Here is a 17099-nt window from a genome sequence, read left to right as displayed (position 1 = left end):
ATACATTCTCCGCCATGCCCTCGCCGCTCTCGCACCCCCTCCTCCGCAACCCTTCCTTCCGCCTGCTCTTCGCCGGCCGCTCCCTCTCCCTCATCGGCGACGCCGTCATCCCCGCCGCGCTCGCCCTCGCCGTGCTGCGTGCCACCGGTTCCACCTCGGCGCTGGCGCTGGTCCTCGGCTGCGCGATGGTGCCCCGGCTGCTGCTGCTGCCGCTCGGCGGGGTGGTCGGGGACCGGTTCGACGCGCGGAAGGTGGCGCTCACCACCGATCTCGTACGGTGTGCGTCGCAGCTCTTCGTCGGTGCCCAACTGCTGTCCGGGAGCCCGGAGTTGTGGCATATCGCGATCGCCGAGATGGCCGCGGGCGCCGCGTCCGCGTTCGCGATGCCGACCCTGCCGCCGCTGATCACGGGCACCGTCCCCAAGGAGCAGCGGCAGGCGGCCAACGCGGCGCTCGGCGTGGTCCGCAGCGGTACGGCGGTCGGTGGCCCCGCGCTCGCCGGACTGCTGATCCTCACCGTTGGCCCCGGCTGGGCGTTCGTACTGGACGGGGCGTCGTTCGCGGTGAGCGCGGGCCTGCTGGCACTGATGCGGACGCCGCGCGTGCGGGTCGAACACCGGTCCCTGCGCGCCGATCTGGCCGAGGGCTGGCACGAGGTCCGCTCCCGTGACTGGTACTGGACGAGCCTGATCGCGCACGCCGCGTGGAACGGCGCCGCCGCCGTCCTGGCGACCCTCGGCCCCGCGCTCGCCGTGCACGGACTCGGCGGCGAGAAGACCTGGCTGCTGATCCTCCAGGCGGGCGCCGTCGGACTGCTGCTCGGCTCCCTGCTCGCGGGCCGCGCCCGCCCTCGGCGCCCGGTGCTCGTCGCCAACCTGGGCCTGGCCACGTACGCGCTGCCGCTCGCACTCCTCGCCGCCTCGGCCCCCGCGCCCGCCGTGATCGTCGCGTACGGGATCGCCCTGGCTGGACTCGGTTTCCTCAACCCCGTCTGGGAGACCACGGTCCAGGCGACGATCCCGTCCGGCGTACTGGCCCGCGTCACCTCGTACGACTGGCTGCTGTCGATGGCCGCGATGCCGCTCGGCTATGTCCTGGCCCCGCTCGCCGCGAGCGCCTGGGGCCCGGCCGCCCCGCTGTGGGCCGCCGCCGCCCTGGTCGCGACGGCCTGCGCGGGGACGGCGGCGGTGCCGGGGGTACGGGGGGCGGGGCAGGGTGTGTACGGGGACGCCCCCCTTGCGCGGGACGAGGCTGTCAGGTCACCGCGTCCGCTCCCTCCGGAGTCAGCTCCACGTCGTACACCAACGGGCCGTCCGTGACGCGGATATGGCGGGCTCGGGCCTCGAAGCCCCGGGCCGTCGCCGCGAGGAGGTAGCCGCCGGGGCCCGGCACCGCGAGGATGTACGAGCCGTCCGCGAGCGAGGTGACCCGGTCGAGCTGGCGTCCGCCCCGGGACATCAGGGTGAGGACGGCATCGGCGACGGGTTCGCCCTCGGTGGTGCGGATGAAGCCGTGGACCACCGAGGAGACGCCGTCGGCGGCGGTCACCGGCTCCCGCTGAGCCGGAATTTCCGCTTCCACAGCGGCCCCGGCCACACCCGCACCCACCTCCGGCGGCTCCACCGCCAGATGCGGCACCCGCTTCTCCAGCCAGTCCGGCAGCCACCAGTTGGACCGGCCCAGGAGATGCATCACCGCCGGCACCATCGCCGTCCGCAGGATGAACGCGTCCAGGGCGACCGCCGCCGCGAGCCCGATGCCCGCCATCGCGCCCTCCATGTCACCGCTCAGCACGAAGGCACTGAAGACACAAATCATGATCAGGGCGGCGCAGTTGATGACCCGGCTGGTCTCGGCGAGGCCCACGCGTACCGCTCGGGCGTTGTCCCGGGTGTGCACCCACTCCTCGTGCATCCGGCTGACCAGGAACACCTGGTAGTCCATCGACAGGCCGAACAGCAGGGACAGCATGATGACCGGCAGGAACGCGGTGATCGGGCCCTCCTTGCCGATGCCGAGCAGTTCGGTACCCCAGCCCCACTGGAAGATCGCGACCAGGACACCGAAGGACGCGGCGGCGGCGATCAGGTTCATCACGGCGGCGGTCAGCGGCACGACGAGCGAGCGGAACGCGATCAGCAGCAGGACGAAGCCGAGGCCGATGATCGCCGCGACGAAGTACGGCAGCCGGTCCGACGTCACCGAGGCGAAGTCCTTGGAGATGGCGGTCACCCCGCCGACGTGCGCCTCGACGCCTGCGGCCGGGATCACGTCGTCACGCAGTCGGTCGATCAACCGGTCGGTCTCCACGGACTGTGGCGACGTCGTCGGGACCACCTGGATCACCGAGACCCCGTTGGCGGGCGGTGCGGCGGCGACCTGCGCGACCCCGTCGGCGGCGCGGATCCGCTCGGTCAGGGCCGTCAGGTCCGCCGAGTCCGCGGTGTCCGTGACGACCTGGAGCGGCCCGTTGAAGCCGGGCCCGAAGCCCTCGGCGAGCAGGTCGTACGCCTGCCGGGTCGTCGTCGACTCCTGGTGGTTGCCCTGGTCGGTGGCGCCGAGGCGCAGCGACAGGACGGGCAGCGCGAGTACGGCCATCACGACGACGGCGCCCAGCGCCACCGACCTGGGCCTGCGCTGGACGTACGCCGACCAGCGCGCCGCGGGCCCGGCGGTCTCCTCCGGTACGGGGCCGGTCGCGGCCAGCTTGCGGCGCTGACGGCGGCTGAGCACCCGGGGTCCGAGGACGCCGAGCAGCGCGGGCAGCAGGGTGACCGCGGCGAGGACGCTGAGGACGACGGTCAGGGTGGTCGCGATGACGACACCGTCGAGGAAGCGCATGTTCATCACGAGCATCCCGGCGAGGGCGATACAGACCGTGCCGCCCGCGAAGAGCACCGCGCGCCCCGAGGTGTTCAGCGCCCGCACGGCCGCCTCCTCGGGTGCGAGTCCGCGCAGGATGCCGCGCCGGTGCCGGGTCACGATGAACAGGGCGTAGTCGATGCCGACGCCGAGGCCGATCAGGGAGCCGAGCAGCGGCGCGACCTCGGGCACGTTCACGCTGTGGCTGAGGAGCATCGTGGTGAGCATCGCGGTGCCGACCCCGAAGATCGCGACGACCAGGGGCAGCATCATCGCGAACAGGGAGCCGAAGGCGAGGAAGAGCACGATCGCGGCGGCGAGGATACCGACGATCTCGGCGGTGCCGGTCGGCGGCTCCTGGATCCGGGTGATCGCCTGTCCGCCCAACTCCACCTGGAGTCCGGCACGTTCGGCGCCCTGTGCGGTGTCGACCACGTCCTGGACGAGTTCCTTGGGTACCGCGTTCGCCTGTTCGGTGAAGGTGACCTGCGCGTAGGCGATATGCCCGTTCCCGCCGATCTGGGCGGCGCCCGCGGGACCGGCGGCATACGGGTCGGTGACCTCGCCGACGCCCTTCATCGCGGCGATCTCCTTGAGCGCCGGCTGGATACGGTCCCGTACCGCCGCGTCCCGTACCGAGCCGTCGGTGACCCGCCAGACCACGGTGTCCGTGTCTCCGGAGCGCTCCGGGAACGCCTTCGCCATCAGGTCGTACGCGCGCGTGGAGTCCGTATCGGGGAGGGAGAGGTTGTTCGCGTAGTCGGTGCCGGCGGAGGTTCCCGCCACGCCCAGGCCGAACAGCGCCCCCACCCACAGCACCAGGACCACCAGCCGGTGCCGATAGCACCAGCGTGCCAATGCCGTCACGTTTCTGCCCTTTCGTCGCCGCGTCGGTCCCCCGGGCCTCACTGCGGATCAGCATCGGGGGCGGCGCGTGTGCCTGGCGCGACGCGGCCATGACTCTCAGAGAACTCCAAGGACTCCCAGGGAACTCCAAGGACTCTCAAGGAACTCCAAGGCACGGGCCGGTCCCCCGGACAACGAGCGCACGGATACTGGGGTCATGGACGAGACCGGCCAGGACTTCGGCCAGGACCCGGGCCGCGAGCGCGCACCCGGGCACCGGAATGGACACGGGCACGGCCACGCGCACGGGTACTCGCACGGGCACTCGCACGGGTACGAGGGTGCGACCGTGCTGGTCGTCGAGGACGAGCCGAGCATCGCCGACGTGCTGTCGATCGCGCTGCGCTACCACGGCTTCGAGGTGCTTACCGCGGCGACCGTGCGGCAGGCGCGGCACCTCGCCGAGCGGTCCCGGCCGGACGCGGCGCTCCTCGACGTGATGCTGCCGGACGGCGACGGGCGGGTACTCGGGCGTGAACTGCGCGCCGCACGGCCCGAGTTGGCGGTGGTGTTCCTGACCGCGCGGGACGCGCCCGCCGAGATCGTCGGGGCGCTCGACTTCGGCGACGACTACATCACCAAGCCGTTCAACATCGACGAGGTGATCGCCCGGATCACGGCGGTGCTGCGCCGCACCCGGCCCGCCGACGTACTGCCCCGGCGGGCACCGCTGCGCCACGGCGATCTGGAACTCGACGAGACGACGTACACCGTGCGGCGCGCGGGCCGCACGGCGCAGCTCACCCCGACCGAGTACGCGCTGCTGCGGTTCCTGGTCCGCAACGCCGGTCAGATCGTGCCGAAGGAACAGTTGCTGCGGCATGTGTGGCAGTACGAGCACAGCGCCGAGTCGACCGTCGTGGAGACGTACATCAGCTATCTGCGGCGCAAACTGGACGCGCTCGGGCCGCCGTTGATCACGACCCGGCGCGGGGTCGGATACGGGCTGGCGTGACGTACCGCCACCGTGGCCTGCACACCCTGCGCGCCAAGCTCACCCTCGTCAATGTGGCGCTGCTCGCCCTCGGCATCATCGCGGCCACCGCCGTGAGCCTGATGGGCATGCGGCACTACCTCCTCCAGAACGTGGACGCCCAGCTGACGGCCTCGCGCGACTCGCTGCGCAACACCGGGCTCACCCTGAAGCAGATCGACAGCCTCAGCGAACTGGGCATCGCGCTCGACCGGCTCTCACCGTCCGGCAAGGACGCCGGGGGGCTGCCGCGCGCGGACACCGTGTTCGTGGCGGTACGGGACGGGGGCACGCCCGTCGCGGTCGGGGCCCTGGAGCCCACGCCACGGCAGCGCGCGCTCGCCGCCGCTGTACGGGACCCGGAGGCCCTCGCAGCGGCCGACACGCCCCACGACCTCGATCTGGACGGCGATCCGTACCGGGCGGTCGGCGTGCGGCTCACGGACGGGACGACGATCCTGATGGCCACGTCCACGGAGGCCGTGCACAAGGGGGTCGGCAAGGCGCTCAGGCTCGATCTCGCCCTGGGGACCGTGCTGTTGGCGCTGCTCGCGGTGCTCACCATGATCGGCGTGCATCATCGGCTGCGGCCCCTGGAGGACATGGTGGAGACCGCGTCCGCGATCGCCGAGGGGGATCTCACGCGGCGCGTGCCGTCGAGCCGGGATCCGGTGACGGAGGTGGAGCAACTGCGGCTCGCGCTCAACTCGATGCTGCACCAGGTCGAGTCGGCGTACCGGACACGGGAACGCAGCTCGGAGCAGTTGCGCCACTTCGTCGCGGACGCCTCGCACGAACTGCGCACGCCGCTCGCCGCGATCCGGGGCTACCTCCAGTTGTACGAGCGCGGGATGATGCGTGATCCGGACGAACGGGCCCGTGCCTGGGACCGGATGAACGCCGAGGCGGACCGGATGGGGCGCCTGGTGGACGAGTTGCTGACCCTGGCCCGCCTCGACCAGCAGCCCGAACTCCGGTTCCGCAACGTCGATGTGAGCCGGTTGGTACGGGACGCGGCGGAGGACCTGCGCGCGCAGCAGCCTCAGCGGCCGGTCACCGTCAAGGCGGACGGCGCGCTCCTGGTCCGCGCGGACGAATCGGGCCTGCGGCAGGTGTTGGGCAACCTCGTGGGCAATGTCCGCACCCACACGCCCGCCGACGCGGGGGTGGCCCTGGCGGTGGAACGGCTGGGCGGCGACGTCCACTTGACGGTCGCGGACGAGGGCCCCGGCCTCTCCCCGGAGGACGCGTGCCGGGTCTTCGACCGCTTCTTCCGTACGGGGGGTGGGGCCGGCAGCGGCCTGGGCATGGCGATCGTCCAGGGCGTGATCACGGCCCACTCGGGCCGGGTGACGCTGGAGACGGCGCCGGGAGAGGGGTTGACGGTGAGGGTGACGCTTCCGGCGGGACGGGAGGGCTGAACCGGTACGCCGGTGAGTCCCGCTGGACCCCGGTGACTCATGACCGGTCAGGTCGTCGTAGGGGGCTTGGGGAGCGTGGGCGGCTTGGGCGGTATCACGGCCCAGGTGGTGTGGGGACCGGTGCCCCAGGTCACGCAGAGGGATTCCAGCAGGTCGCACAGAGCCCGTGGCTCCGGGGCGGGGCGGTATTCGTCCGCGACTTCGACCAGGCACGAGCCGTCCGGCAGGACCGTTATCGCCACCTCGAACTCCCGCTCAAGGTCGGGCCCGTCCCGTACGACATCCGTGACCAGCTCGGACACGATCAGTACCAGGTCGTCCGTGTCGTCCGGCGGGACGCCCGACCCGGCGAGGTGCTCACGGGCCCGGCGCCGGGCCAACCCCACCGAAGCGGGATGACGCGGCAACCGGAACGAGGTGCGGCGCGGCACATTCGCCACCTCCCCCACACGAAGCATGAAGCACATGAAGCACACGCGTGATGCGTCTCTTGCGAGCCATGATGCAGCGCCGAAGCCCCGCGCGGTGTCCCCAACATGTCACGGACCCATGGTGATTCGGCCACGTGCCGGAAAATCACGCCTGTTTCGAGGCCAGCTCCACCACGGTGATGTCGGAGGGAGCGCCGACCCGGACCGGCGGCCCCCAGGCTCCGGCCCCCCGGGTCACGTACAGCTGCGTGTCCCCGTACCGTTCGAGCCCGGCCACCGTCGGATTCGCCAGTTCGGCGATGAGGCTGCCGGGCCAGAGCTGGCCGCCGTGGGTGTGGCCGGAGAGCTGGAGGTCGACGCCGTGCCGTACGGCGTCGTGGATCATGACGGGCTGGTGCGCGAGCAGCACACTGGCCCGCGCCGGATCCCGGTCACCGAGCGCCTTGGCGTAGTCGGGCCCCTGCCCCTCGCTCTCGGCGGACACGTCGTTGACGCCGGCGAGGTCGAAGCCGGGCAGTTCGGTCCTGGCGTTCTCCAGCGGGTGCAGCCCGAGGCTCCGTACCTCGTCCACCCACTCCTCGGCACCCGAGAAGTACTCGTGGTTACCGGTGACGAAGAACGCGCCGTGCCGTGCTTCGAGCCCGGCCAGCGGCGCGGCGGCGGGCCCCAGATTCGCGACGCTGCCGTCGACCAGGTCACCGACGACGGCGATGAGGTCGGGCCGCGTGCTGTTGATGGTGTCGACGACGCGTTGCGAGAACGACCGGCCCAGGATCGGTCCGAGATGGATGTCGCTGACGACGGCGATACGGAACCCGTGCGTGGAGCGCGGCAGTTTGGCGAGCGGGACTGTGACGCGTTTCACGCTCGGACCGCGCAGGACGCCGTAGCTGCCGTACCCGACGGTTCCGGCGGCGGCGACGACGGCCGCACCGGCGACGACCCGCGAGACGAACACCCGCCGGGACGGCCCGGGGCGTTCCGGAGCCTTGGAGGGGGCGTCGGCCGCGACGGGTGTGCCGGGTGCCGCTGCGTCGGGGGTCTGTGCTCCGGGTGCCGGTGTTCCGGGTGCCGGGTCGGCCCCGGACGTGGCGCCGACACCCGCGCAGACACCGACCGTCACCTCGGCCCGCGCCTCGTCCGGCTCCCCGACTCCCTGGTCCCGCCCCTGGCCCCGGTCCCGGCGGGCGAGCGCTCGCCGCAGTACCGGCCGTACCAACTCCCCCACCAACAGCGAGAGCAGCAGATACATCGACAGGGCCATCCACAGATAGCCCGGCCAGGCCAGCAGCTTCTGGAGCCAGAAGGGCGCGGTCCTGCCGCTCACCAGCGCCCCGACCATCAGCAGCGGACCGACCACGAACACGGCCGTACCGGCGCGCCGCGCCCCCGTACCGCGTGTGGTCGTGTCCCGTACCACCCGCCGCCACACGTACCACTGGAGACCGCCGAGCACCGCGAACGCGATGAGGCCGATCAGGATGCCCACGACGATGCCCACCGGACCGCCTTCCTACGAGGTCTCGTGCACACGGGCGTCGGGCGCGGGCGCCTCGGCGGGCGCCTCATGCGTGGACCGCAGTGCGCGCAGCCCACGGAACCCGATGGCACCGACGACCGTCCCCAGAGCAAAGGAGACGACGGCGAGGGTGAGATGGACCCAGAAGTATCCGGTGGGGTCGCCCGCGTCGTCGAAGGCGAGTCCGCTGCCGTCCTTCCACAGGTTCTTGACGAAAGTGATCCAGATGACCCAGCTCCACACCCCGAAGGCGAGCAGGAACCAGGAGACCGGACGGCTGAGCTTCATGCGTCCAGTATCGCGGCCGTCCGCAGACGCCCGCCGCCAGGGTGGGGCAGCGCGGACACAGGCGACCTCGCCGGAGACTTCGCACACAAGTGCCTGTACGTTCTCGTCCGTGCCTGCCATGACTGCTGCCCCCCAGACCACCGCCGCCAGGAACGCCGGCCGGATCGCCGCCCGGACCGCCGGAGGCGCCGGTGCGCGAGCGGTGACCGCGCTGCTGGTCGCCTCCGCCCTGTCCCTGTCGCTCACCGCCCCCGCGTACGCGGATCCCAAACCGGACAAGGACAAGGTCCAGCCCCCGAGCGGGATGTCGTCGGTCGGGGGTGTCCAGCTGAGCCGCCCCGGTACCCAGGCCAACCTCAAGGCGGGCGCGCCCGTGGTGCCGAAGGAGGTGACGGCGCGGTCCTGGATCGTCGCGGACGCCGAGTCCGGGCAGGTCCTCGCCGCGCACAACTCGCACTGGCGGCTGCCCCCGGCGTCCACCATGAAGATGCTGTTCGCGGACACGGTGCTGCCGAAGTTCCCCAAGACGCAGTCGCACAAGGTCGTGCCGACGGACCTCTCGGGCATCGGGGCGGGCTCCAGCCTGGTCGGCGTCAAGGAGAACCAGACGTACACGGTGCACGACCTGTGGCTCGGGGTGTTCCTGCGCTCCGGCAACGACGCGGTGCATGTGCTGTCCGCGATGAACGGCGGCGTCGACCAGACCGTCAAGGACATGCAGCAGCACGCCGAGGACCTTCAGGCGCTGGACACCACCGTGGTCACGCCCGACGGGTACGACGAGAAGGAGCAGGTGTCGTCCGCGTACGACCTGACCCTCATCGCGCGCTCCGGGCTCCAGAAGAAGGACTTCCGGGAGTACTGCTCGACGGTCCGCGCCCAGTTCCCGGGTGAGGCCGAGAAGGGCAAGAAGCGGCCGACGTTCGAGATCCAGAACACCAACCGGCTGCTCAGCGGCGACCCCGGGCTCACCCCGTACAAGGGCATCGCGGGCGTCAAGAACGGCAACACCACCAACGCGGGCGCCACCTTCACCGGGGTCGCCGAGCAGGACGGGCGGGTGCTGCTCGTCACCGTCATGAACCCGTCGTCCACCGAGCACGACGCCGTGTACAAGGAGACGGCGCGGCTGCTCGACTGGGGGTTCAAGTCGGCGGGCAAGGTCGACCCGGTCGGTGAGCTGGTGCCGCCGAAGGGCGCGAAGACCGGCGGTACGAGCACGGGCACCGACGCGGGCGCGAGCACCGGTCCGAGCGACGGCAGTGACCCGGGTGCCGGGTCCGAGGCACAGGCCGGCGGCAGGGGCGGCAACACGTCCGGCGACTCGGCCAAGGTGGCTTCCGAGGAGTCGTCCGGCGGTATGGGGATCGCGCTCGCCGTGATGGGCGGGGTCCTGGTGCTCCTCGCGGCCGGGGTGTTCCTGGTCAACCGGCGCTGGCCGCTCCCCGAGCTGGTCCGTCGCCGCCGGCGTCCGTGACCTTCCGCGTTGCCGTCCACGCGGCGCAGAACAGCAGCAGTTTCGCGGTGAAGTTGATCCACAGCAGCAGCGCGACGGGCACCCCGAAGGCCCCGTACATGCTGCGGGACGCGACGCCCTTGATGTAGCTGCCGAGCAGCAGCTTGAGGAGTTCGAACCCGGCGGCGCCCATCAGCGCGGCGATCACCAGATCGCGGCGGCGGGGGTGCACGCCGGGCAGCAGGGTCAGTACGTAGAGCAGCAGCAGGAAGTCGGCGAGTACGGCCACGGCGAAGGCCGCCGTCTGGAGCAGCGCCCCGCCCGCGCCCGCCTCGTCGATGCCGAGCTGCCGTGCGGTCCAGCCGACCGTGGTGGACGCGAGCGTGGACGCGATCAGCGAGGCGAGCAGGACGCCGCCGAGTCCGCCGAGCACCACGGCGTCCTTGGCCTTGCGCAGGACCGGGTTCTCCTCGGTGTCGGGCAGTTCCCACACGGCCCGCAGACAGTCCCGCATGGAGCCGATCCAGCCGATGCCCATGAACAGCAGCACGGCACCGGCGATGAGGCCGACCGTGGCGGCGTTGTTGACGAGCTGGCCGATGTCGAGCTGGTCGGAGATACCGGGCACCTGCTCGGCGATCCGGCTCTCCAGCTTCTGCTGGCCGGACGTGGACAGGGTGGCGGCGGCCACGGCGGCGGCGACGGTCAGCAGCGGGAACAGCGCGAGGAAGCTGATGAAGGTCATCGCGGCGGCGAGCCGCGACCACTTCACGCGGTCCAGGCGGTCGTAGGCGGCCCAGGCGTGCGTCGTCATCAGCCGCGTGACGTACGGGCCGATCACCGGGATCTTTTTCAGCCAGTCCATGATTCCTGTCTGCCCTGTACAGCGCGGCCCAAGGTTCCGGTCCCGGTTCTGGCTCCGGTTCCGGTACGCGGGGGCCGTGTCGGCCGGAAGACGAGGGTGCGGGTCCCCCAGAACCGCAGCGCGGTCGCCAGGGCCATGCCGACGCCTGCGCCGGACACCGTGTCGGCGGTCCTGGAGGTCAGCCCGAGCCCGTAGTGGGACGCGGCCAGGCACAGCAGCTGGACCAGGGCGCCCGCGAGGTTGACCGCGCAGAAGACCCCGTACTGGCGCAGCCGGGAGACCCCGTTCGGGCGCCGCCGGTAGGTGCCGAGGGCGTTGCCCGCGTAGGCGACCGTGCAGCCCGCGACGAAGGACAGGGACTTCGCGGAGAGCGGGTCGAGGTCGAAGGGGCCGCCGGGTCCGCGCAGCCAGAGGAACAGGCCCAGGTCGACGGCGTACGCGCACAGTCCGGTGACGGCGAAGCCGAGCAGTTCGGGACCGGCGGCCCGCAGCCGCGCCAACTGCCTCTCCGTGGTCAAAGGTTCACGACCGCGAGCCCGTACATCGCCACCCACAGCAGTCCGATGCAGGCGAGCGCGCGGTCGTGCAGGACCACGTCCTCGGGTTCGCCCGCGGTGCCCCGGTCGGCGAAGACGGCGTACCGCAGTACGGCCAGTGTGAAGGCGACCATGGAGAGCTGGCGCCAGGGCAGCAGGCCGCTGCCCGCCGTGCCGCTCTCCAGCGCCCACAGGCAGTACCCGAGGACGGCGACCCCGGCCGCGAGCTGCCAGACGAACCGCAGATAGCCGGTCGTGTACTCGGTGAGCAGCGCGCGCGTGGCGCCCGCCCGGCCCTCCATCTGGACGGCCTCCGAGTATCGCTTGGCGGCCACCATGAACAGCGCGCCGAACCCGGTGGTGATCAGGAACCAGCGCGACAGCGGGATGCCGAGCGCGATCCCGCCGATCATCGCGCGCATCACGAATCCGGTGGTGACGACGGCCAGATCCACGACGAGGACGTGTTTGAGGCTGAGGCAGTACGCGAGTTGCATCCCGACGTACGCGGTCAGCAGCGCGGCTGTCATCGGGGTGCAGAGCACGGCGGCGACGGCGGGCGCGAGCACGGCGAGCGTCCCGCCGACCGCGTACGCGACGGGTACGGACACCTGTCCGGCGGCGACCGGGCGGTGGCGTTTGACGGGGTGGGCGCGGTCGGCGTCGGCGTCCCGGGCGTCGTTGATCAGGTAGACGGCGGCGGCGCAGGCCGTGAACAGGGCAAAGATCAGGGCGAGTTGGCGGGCCGCGTGCCAGGAGAACAGCTCGCCCGCGGCGGCCGGGGCGGCGATCACCAGGACGTTCTTGACCCACTGGCGGGGGCGGGCGGTCCTGATCAGGCCGACAACCAGGGCGGCGGCCACGGCGTGGGCGCGGCGGAACGTCCCTGGGCGGCGCCTGCGGTCCGGCTCCGGGGGCGGTGGGGCGGGGCGTGGGGTGTCCCGGGTCAGCAGCGCGGTGGCCTCGGAGGGGCCGTCGGAGGCGTCAGGCATGGGCGGTGCCTCCCGTCAGTGCGCGTCGCATCCAGGGCGCCCCGAGCTTCGCGGTGACCGCGCCGAGTACCGCGCCGGCCACGACGTCCGTCGGGTAGTGCACGCCGACCACGAGCCGCGACACGCACATAGCGGCGGCGATCGGCGGTACGAGGTGGGCGCCGGCGGGGTGCAGGGCGCCGTAGGCGACGACGGCGGCGGCGGCCGATGTGGCGTGCGAGCTGGGGAAGGAGTGCCGGCCCGCGGTGCGGACCAGGGGCTCGACGCGGCCGGGCCTGGCCCGGCGTACCACGAGTTTCACGCCCATGCTCGCCAGATGCGCGGCGGCCGTGAGCACGGTGCCGCGCAGCCAGGCGCCGCGCCGCTCGGGGTCGGCGGCGGCTCCCGCGAGCCCCGCGGCGAGCCAGAGGGCGCCGTGTTCGCCGGTCCAGGACAGGGCTCGGGCCGCCCCCGCGACATGCGGGTCCGCGCCGCATTCGCGCAGTGCCGACAGCAGTCGGTGGTCCATGTCACGCATGAGATCCCTTGGGTCGATTGAGCCGATTAGTGATGCTTGGGTGTTTGGCGGCTATTGCCCCCTATACGCAACATCCTCCGATTGCGGGATTATGGGATGACACTCCCTCACTCACCCGTTTCAGTGAGGGACGACATGCGGAACCGTCAGGGATCCGGCGGCTCCGGCAAACCGCACATAGGCGGCGATACGGTCGCTGGCATGCCCACCGAGTCCCGCCCAGCGCCCGCCGACTCCCCCTCCGCGCCCGCCGACTCCCCTTCCGCGCCTGCCGACTCCCGTACCGCGCCCGCCGTTCCGCTCGAAGCCGCGGTGCCGGTCGCCTTCTCCGGTTGGGGCCGTACCGCGCCGACGGCGGCCCGGCTGCTGCGCCCGCGCTCGTACGAGGAGGCGGTCACCGCCGTCCGGGCCTGTGCGGCGGGCGGCCGGGGCGGGATCGCGCGGGGCCTGGGCCGGGCGTACGGGGACGCGGCGCAGAACGCGGGCGGCGGTGTCCTCGACATGACGGCGCTGGACCGCGTCCACGCGATCCACGCCGGCGAGACGGGCCACGGCGGGGCGGGGGCGACCGTCGTGTGCGACGCGGGGGTCAGCCTGCACCGGCTGATGGAAGTCCTGCTGCCGCTCGGCTGGTTCGTGCCGGTGACGCCCGGCACCCGGTATGTGACGGTCGGCGGCGCGATCGGCGCGGACATCCACGGCAAGAACCACCACGGGTCGGGCTCGTTCGCGCGGCACGTCGTCTCCTTCGACCTGCTCACGGCGGACGGCACGGTCCGTACCGTCGAGCGCGGCACCCCGCTCTTCGACGCCACGGCGGGCGGAATGGGCCTGACCGGGGTGATCCTCGGCGCGACGGTCCGCCTTCAGCCCGTCGAGACCTCGCTGATGTCCGTCGACACCGAACGGGCCGCCGATCTGGACGACTTGATGGCCCGCCTCACCGCGACCGATCACCGTTACCGCTACTCCGTCGCGTGGATCGATCTCCTCGCGCGCGGCAGGGCGATGGGCCGGTCCGTCCTCACGCGCGGAGACCACGCCCCGCTCGACGCGCTCCCGGCGCGGGCCCGCCGTAACCCCGTGGCCTTCCGGCCGCGCCGCCTCCCGGCGGCCCCGGACTTCCTGCCGAGCGGACTCCTCGGCCGCCGTTCCGTCGGCCTGTTCAACGAACTCTGGTTCCACAAGGCCCCGCGCACCCGCACCGGCCGTCTCCAGAGCATCCCGGCGTTCTTCCATCCCCTGGACGGCGTCCCGCACTGGAACCGCGTGTACGGGCGCGCGGGCTTCGTGCAGTACCAGTTCGTCGTCGGATACGGCCAGGAGGAGGCCCTGCACCGGATCGTGCGGCGGATCTCCGAGCGCCGGTGCCCGTCGTTCCTGGCGGTGCTCAAGCGGTTCGGCGACGGGGATCCCGGCTGGCTGTCGTTCCCGATGCCCGGCTGGACGCTGGCCCTGGACATCCCGGCGAATCTGCCGGGCCTCGGCACCTTCCTCGACGGACTGGACGACGAAGTGGCCGGGGCCGGCGGTCGGGTCTACCTCGCCAAGGACTCCCGGCTGCGACCCGAACTGCTCGCCAGGATGTATCCGCGGCTCGGCGACTTCCGCGCGCTGCGGGCGGAGTTGGACCCGAACGGGGTCTTCCGCTCGGACCTCTCCCGCCGCCTGGCCCTGTAGCCCCCTGTAGCCCTCACCCCCTTGGCCCCCTCGCAACTCTTTCGAACTCTTCGGCCTCCTCGAATCCCTCGGAGTGTGGTTCCCATGAAGGACGCATTCGGTACCCCCCAGTCCCTGCTCGTCCTCGGCGGTACGTCGGAGATCGCGCTGGCGACCGCGCGCCGCCTCATCGCCCGCCGGCTCCGCACGGTGTGGCTGGCGGGCCGCCCCTCGCCCGCTCTGGAGGCCGCGGCCGAGCATCTGCGCTCCCTGGGCGCCGAGGTCCGTACGGTCGCCTTCGACGCGCTCGACCCGGAGTCCCACGAGGAGGTGCTGGGCAAGGTGTTCGCCGATGGCGACCTCGACATGGTGCTGCTCGCCTTCGGACTCCTCGGCGACCAGGCACGCGACGAGAGCGACCCGGTCTCGGCGGTGCGGGTCGCGCAGACCAACTACACGGGCGCCGTCTCCGCGGGACTGGTCGCCGCGCGGGCCCTCCAGACCCAGGGCCACGGCTCCCTGGTGGTCCTGTCGTCGGTGGCGGGCGAGCGGGCGCGCCGCTCCAACTTCATCTACGGCTCCAGCAAGGCGGGCCTCGACGCCTTCGCCCAGGGCCTCGGCGACGCGCTGCACGGAACAGGCGTACACGTCATGGTCGTACGCCCCGGCTTCGTCCGCTCGAAGATGACGGCGGGCCTTGAGGAGGCACCGCTGGCGACGACTCCGGAGGCGGTGGCGACGGCCATCGAAACGGGCCTGAGGCGCCGCTCGGAGATGGTCTGGGTGCCGGGCACGCTCCGCGTGGTGATGTCGGCCCTGCGCCACGCCCCGCGATCGGTGTTCCGCCGCCTGCCGATGTGAGCCGGGGCGGCCTCCCGGGGGACCCTACTTTCAAAAGTGGCCAGATCATTGCGACGACGGCCGATCGCGCCATTTCCCGTACTCGACCCCGTACCGCCGGACCGGCCCCGCCCCGTTCAGAGAGCCGGCAGCCTGCCCTGCTCGACGGGTGCCGTCGCCTGCTGCGGCACCGTCGGCCCGCCGAAAGCGAACTCGCGCAGCTTGCGCCACACCCGGTCGGCGCCCTGCTCGTACAGCGCGAAGCCGGTGACCGGCCACTCGGCCTCGTACCCGGACAGCTCCTCGTACGCCCGGTCCATCGCCGCCTCATCGATGGCGTGCGCGACGGTGACATGCGGGTGGTACGGGAACTGGAGATCGCGCGCGACCGGACCCGACGCGTCCCGGACCCGCTTCTGGAGCCAGGTGCAGGCCGAGCCGCCCTCGACGACCTGGACATACACGACGGGCGACAGGGGCCGGAACGTACCCGTCCCGTACAGCCGCATCGGGAACGGCCGCCCTGCCGTGGCGACCCGCACGAGGTGCGTCTCGATCGCGGGAACCGCCGCCGCGTCCACCTCGGTCGGCGGCACGAGCGTCACATGCGTGGGGATGCCGTACGCGGCGGGGTCGCCGAAGCCCGCGCGCAGCTCCTGGAGCTGGCTGCCATGGGGCTCCGGGACCGCGATCGACACTCCGATCGTTACGGTCCCCACGTCGTCTCCCGTCTACGTGTGAGGGGCAGGGCTCTGACACGGTCCACGTCTGCGACCGTTACGACTGTACGACTCCGACCGGCGGCCGGACTGCTCAGTGTTTGGCTGGGAGAAATCCCACTTTGTCGTAGGCCCGTGCCAACGTCTCGGCCGCCACGGCCCGCGCCTTCTCCGCGCCCTTCGCGAGGATCGAGTCGAGGGTCTCGGGGTCGTCCAGATACTGCTGTGTGCGCTCCCGGAACGGGGTCACAAACTCCACCATGACCTCTGCGAGGTCAGTCTTCAGCGCACCGTAGCCCTTACCGGTGTATTTGTGCTCCAGTTCGGTGACACCCGCCCCCGTCAGGGTCGAGTAGATGGTGAGCAGATTGCTGACGCCGGGCTTCTCCACCGGGTCGTACCGCACGACCGTGTCCGTGTCCGTGACCGCGCTCTTGACCTTCTTCGCGGTGACCTTCGGGTCGTCGAGCAGATTGATCAGACCCTTCGGCGTCGACGCCGACTTGCTCATCTTGATCGACGGGTCCTGAAGGTCGTAGATCTTCGCCGTCTCCTTGAGGATGTACGGCGCCGGGACGGTGAAGGTCTCCCCGAACCGGCCGTTGAACCGCTCGGCCAGGTCACGTGTCAGCTCGATGTGCTGGCGCTGGTCCTCACCGACCGGCACCTCATGCGCCTGGTAGAGCAGGATGTCCGCGACCTGGAGGATCGGGTACGTGAACAGGCCGACGCTCGCGCGGTCGGCGCCCTGCTTGGCCGACTTGTCCTTGAACTGCGTCATCCGGGACGCCTCGCCGAACCCGGTGAGACAGTTCATCACCCAGGCGAGCTGCGCGTGCTCCGGCACATGGCTCTGCACGAACAGGGTGCAGCGCTCCGGATCGAGCCCCGCGGCGAGGAGCTGCGCGGCGGCGAGCCGGGTGTTGGCCCGCAGCTCCTTCGGGTCCTGCGGCAGCGTGATCGCGTGCAGGTCCACCACCATGTAGAACGCGTCGTGGGACTCCTGCAACGCCACCCACTGGCGGACCGCGCCGAGGTAGTTGCCGAGGTGGAACGAGCCTGCGGTGGGCTGGATTCCGGAGAGCACGCGGGGACGGTCTGAGGCCATGTCCACC

16 protein-coding genes are annotated in these 17099 nt (G+C 71.7%); 6 read left to right on the top strand and 10 right to left on the bottom strand.

Translation table 11 applies throughout. From position 1 onward, the window contains the following. Positions 1-14: 14 nt before the first annotated feature. Complete coding sequence (locus ACFVT5_RS01965; RefSeq protein WP_389880373.1) at positions 15-1319, top strand: MFS transporter; 1305 nt, start codon at positions 15-17, stop codon at positions 1317-1319. On the opposite strand, the gene ACFVT5_RS01960 is transcribed toward ACFVT5_RS01965, so the two are convergent. Beyond that, positions 1255-3720, bottom strand: coding sequence for an MMPL family transporter (locus ACFVT5_RS01960; protein ID WP_389880977.1), 2466 nt, complete (start codon positions 3718-3720; stop codon positions 1255-1257). The genes ACFVT5_RS01965 and ACFVT5_RS01960 overlap by 65 nt on opposite strands. A gap of 337 nt (positions 3721-4057) precedes the next feature. Between ACFVT5_RS01960 and ACFVT5_RS01955 the strand changes: the two genes are divergently transcribed. Both ACFVT5_RS01955 and ACFVT5_RS01950 read left to right on the top strand, forming a co-directional pair. Then, positions 4058-4723, top strand: a complete 666-nt coding sequence (locus ACFVT5_RS01955; RefSeq protein ID WP_389880975.1) for a response regulator transcription factor — start codon at positions 4058-4060, stop codon at positions 4721-4723. Beyond that, the gene (locus ACFVT5_RS01950) at positions 4720-6162 is read left to right on the top strand and encodes an ATP-binding protein (protein ID WP_389880372.1); all 1443 of its coding nucleotides are present in this window, start codon (positions 4720-4722) and stop codon (positions 6160-6162) included. Before ACFVT5_RS01955 ends, ACFVT5_RS01950 begins: the two co-directional genes overlap by 4 nt. Positions 6163-6209: 47 nt before the next feature. Here ACFVT5_RS01950 and ACFVT5_RS01945 read toward each other — a convergent pair whose 3' ends face one another. The 3 genes from ACFVT5_RS01945 to ACFVT5_RS01935 all read right to left on the bottom strand — a co-directional run bounded on the left by ACFVT5_RS01945 (position 6210) and on the right by ACFVT5_RS01935 (position 8400). After that, the gene (locus ACFVT5_RS01945; RefSeq protein ID WP_389880370.1) at positions 6210-6620 is read right to left on the bottom strand and encodes an ATP-binding protein; all 411 of its coding nucleotides are present in this window, start codon (positions 6618-6620) and stop codon (positions 6210-6212) included. A 118-nt stretch (positions 6621-6738) separates the two neighbouring features. Then, on the bottom strand, positions 6739-8094 hold the full coding sequence (locus ACFVT5_RS01940; RefSeq protein WP_389880368.1) for a metallophosphoesterase: 1356 nt from the start codon (positions 8092-8094) through the stop codon (positions 6739-6741). Between the two features lie 12 nt (positions 8095-8106). Continuing rightward, positions 8107-8400, bottom strand: coding sequence for an SCO4848 family membrane protein (locus tag ACFVT5_RS01935; RefSeq protein ID WP_389880367.1), 294 nt, complete (start codon positions 8398-8400; stop codon positions 8107-8109). Between the two features lie 118 nt (positions 8401-8518). Between ACFVT5_RS01935 and ACFVT5_RS01930 the strand changes: the two genes are divergently transcribed. After that, positions 8519-9877: a D-alanyl-D-alanine carboxypeptidase family protein gene (locus ACFVT5_RS01930; protein ID WP_389880365.1), complete on the top strand. Its 1359-nt coding sequence runs from the start codon at positions 8519-8521 to the stop codon at positions 9875-9877. Here the strand turns inward: ACFVT5_RS01930 and ACFVT5_RS01925 are convergent. From ACFVT5_RS01925 to ACFVT5_RS01910, 4 genes are read right to left on the bottom strand one after another with little or no spacing between them, the layout of a single operon-like run. Next, a complete protein-coding gene (locus tag ACFVT5_RS01925; RefSeq protein ID WP_389880363.1) occupies positions 9825-10721 on the bottom strand; it encodes a YihY/virulence factor BrkB family protein in 897 nt (298 codons plus the stop codon). The genes ACFVT5_RS01930 and ACFVT5_RS01925 overlap by 53 nt on opposite strands. After that, on the bottom strand, positions 10709-11239 hold the full coding sequence (locus tag ACFVT5_RS01920; RefSeq protein WP_389880361.1) for a GtrA family protein: 531 nt from the start codon (positions 11237-11239) through the stop codon (positions 10709-10711). Before ACFVT5_RS01920 ends, ACFVT5_RS01925 begins: the two co-directional genes overlap by 13 nt. Continuing rightward, positions 11236-12249, bottom strand: coding sequence for a decaprenyl-phosphate phosphoribosyltransferase (locus tag ACFVT5_RS01915; protein WP_389880359.1), 1014 nt, complete (start codon positions 12247-12249; stop codon positions 11236-11238). Before ACFVT5_RS01915 ends, ACFVT5_RS01920 begins: the two co-directional genes overlap by 4 nt. Then, positions 12242-12766: a phosphatase PAP2 family protein gene (locus ACFVT5_RS01910; protein WP_389880357.1), complete on the bottom strand. Its 525-nt coding sequence runs from the start codon at positions 12764-12766 to the stop codon at positions 12242-12244. Before ACFVT5_RS01910 ends, ACFVT5_RS01915 begins: the two co-directional genes overlap by 8 nt. A 201-nt stretch (positions 12767-12967) precedes the next feature. Here ACFVT5_RS01910 and ACFVT5_RS01905 point away from each other — a divergent pair, with 201 nt between their 5' ends. Continuing rightward, positions 12968-14446 carry an FAD-binding protein gene (locus tag ACFVT5_RS01905; RefSeq protein WP_389880355.1) on the top strand — a complete coding sequence of 493 codons (1479 nt, stop codon included), beginning with the start codon at positions 12968-12970 and terminating at the stop codon, positions 14444-14446. Between the two features lie 84 nt (positions 14447-14530). Beyond that, a complete protein-coding gene (locus ACFVT5_RS01900; protein WP_389880354.1) occupies positions 14531-15286 on the top strand; it encodes a decaprenylphospho-beta-D-erythro-pentofuranosid-2-ulose 2-reductase in 756 nt (251 codons plus the stop codon). Between the two features lie 116 nt (positions 15287-15402). On the opposite strand, the gene ACFVT5_RS01895 is transcribed toward ACFVT5_RS01900, so the two are convergent. Then, positions 15403-15984 carry a 2'-5' RNA ligase family protein gene (locus tag ACFVT5_RS01895; protein WP_389880352.1) on the bottom strand — a complete coding sequence of 194 codons (582 nt, stop codon included), beginning with the start codon at positions 15982-15984 and terminating at the stop codon, positions 15403-15405. A 94-nt stretch (positions 15985-16078) separates the two neighbouring features. Then, complete coding sequence (gene trpS / locus ACFVT5_RS01890; protein ID WP_389880350.1) at positions 16079-17092, bottom strand: tryptophan--tRNA ligase; 1014 nt, start codon at positions 17090-17092, stop codon at positions 16079-16081. Between the last annotated feature and the right edge of the window lie 7 nt (positions 17093-17099).

It is taken from the genome of Streptomyces sp. NPDC058001, assembly GCF_042886315.1.
Lineage (GTDB): Bacteria > Actinomycetota > Actinomycetes > Streptomycetales > Streptomycetaceae > Streptomyces.
This window is presented reverse-complemented; position numbering and strand designations above follow the sequence as displayed.

Coding starts and splice junctions, on each gene's coding strand:
- ACFVT5_RS01965 (WP_389880373.1), top strand. CDS start 15: ATGCCCTCGCCGCTCTCGCACCCCCTCCTCCGCAACCCTTCCTTCCGC.
- ACFVT5_RS01905 (WP_389880355.1), top strand. CDS start 12,968: ATGCCCACCGAGTCCCGCCCAGCGCCCGCCGACTCCCCCTCCGCGCCC.
- ACFVT5_RS01930 (WP_389880365.1), top strand. CDS start 8,519: ATGACTGCTGCCCCCCAGACCACCGCCGCCAGGAACGCCGGCCGGATC.
- ACFVT5_RS01945 (WP_389880370.1), bottom strand. CDS start 6,620: ATGCTTCGTGTGGGGGAGGTGGCGAATGTGCCGCGCCGCACCTCGTTC.
- ACFVT5_RS01925 (WP_389880363.1), bottom strand. CDS start 10,721: ATGGACTGGCTGAAAAAGATCCCGGTGATCGGCCCGTACGTCACGCGG.
- trpS (WP_389880350.1), bottom strand. CDS start 17,092: ATGGCCTCAGACCGTCCCCGCGTGCTCTCCGGAATCCAGCCCACCGCA.
- ACFVT5_RS01910 (WP_389880357.1), bottom strand. CDS start 12,766: ATGCGTGACATGGACCACCGACTGCTGTCGGCACTGCGCGAATGCGGC.
- ACFVT5_RS01915 (WP_389880359.1), bottom strand. CDS start 12,249: ATGCCTGACGCCTCCGACGGCCCCTCCGAGGCCACCGCGCTGCTGACC.
- ACFVT5_RS01900 (WP_389880354.1), top strand. CDS start 14,531: ATGAAGGACGCATTCGGTACCCCCCAGTCCCTGCTCGTCCTCGGCGGT.
- ACFVT5_RS01935 (WP_389880367.1), bottom strand. CDS start 8,400: ATGAAGCTCAGCCGTCCGGTCTCCTGGTTCCTGCTCGCCTTCGGGGTG.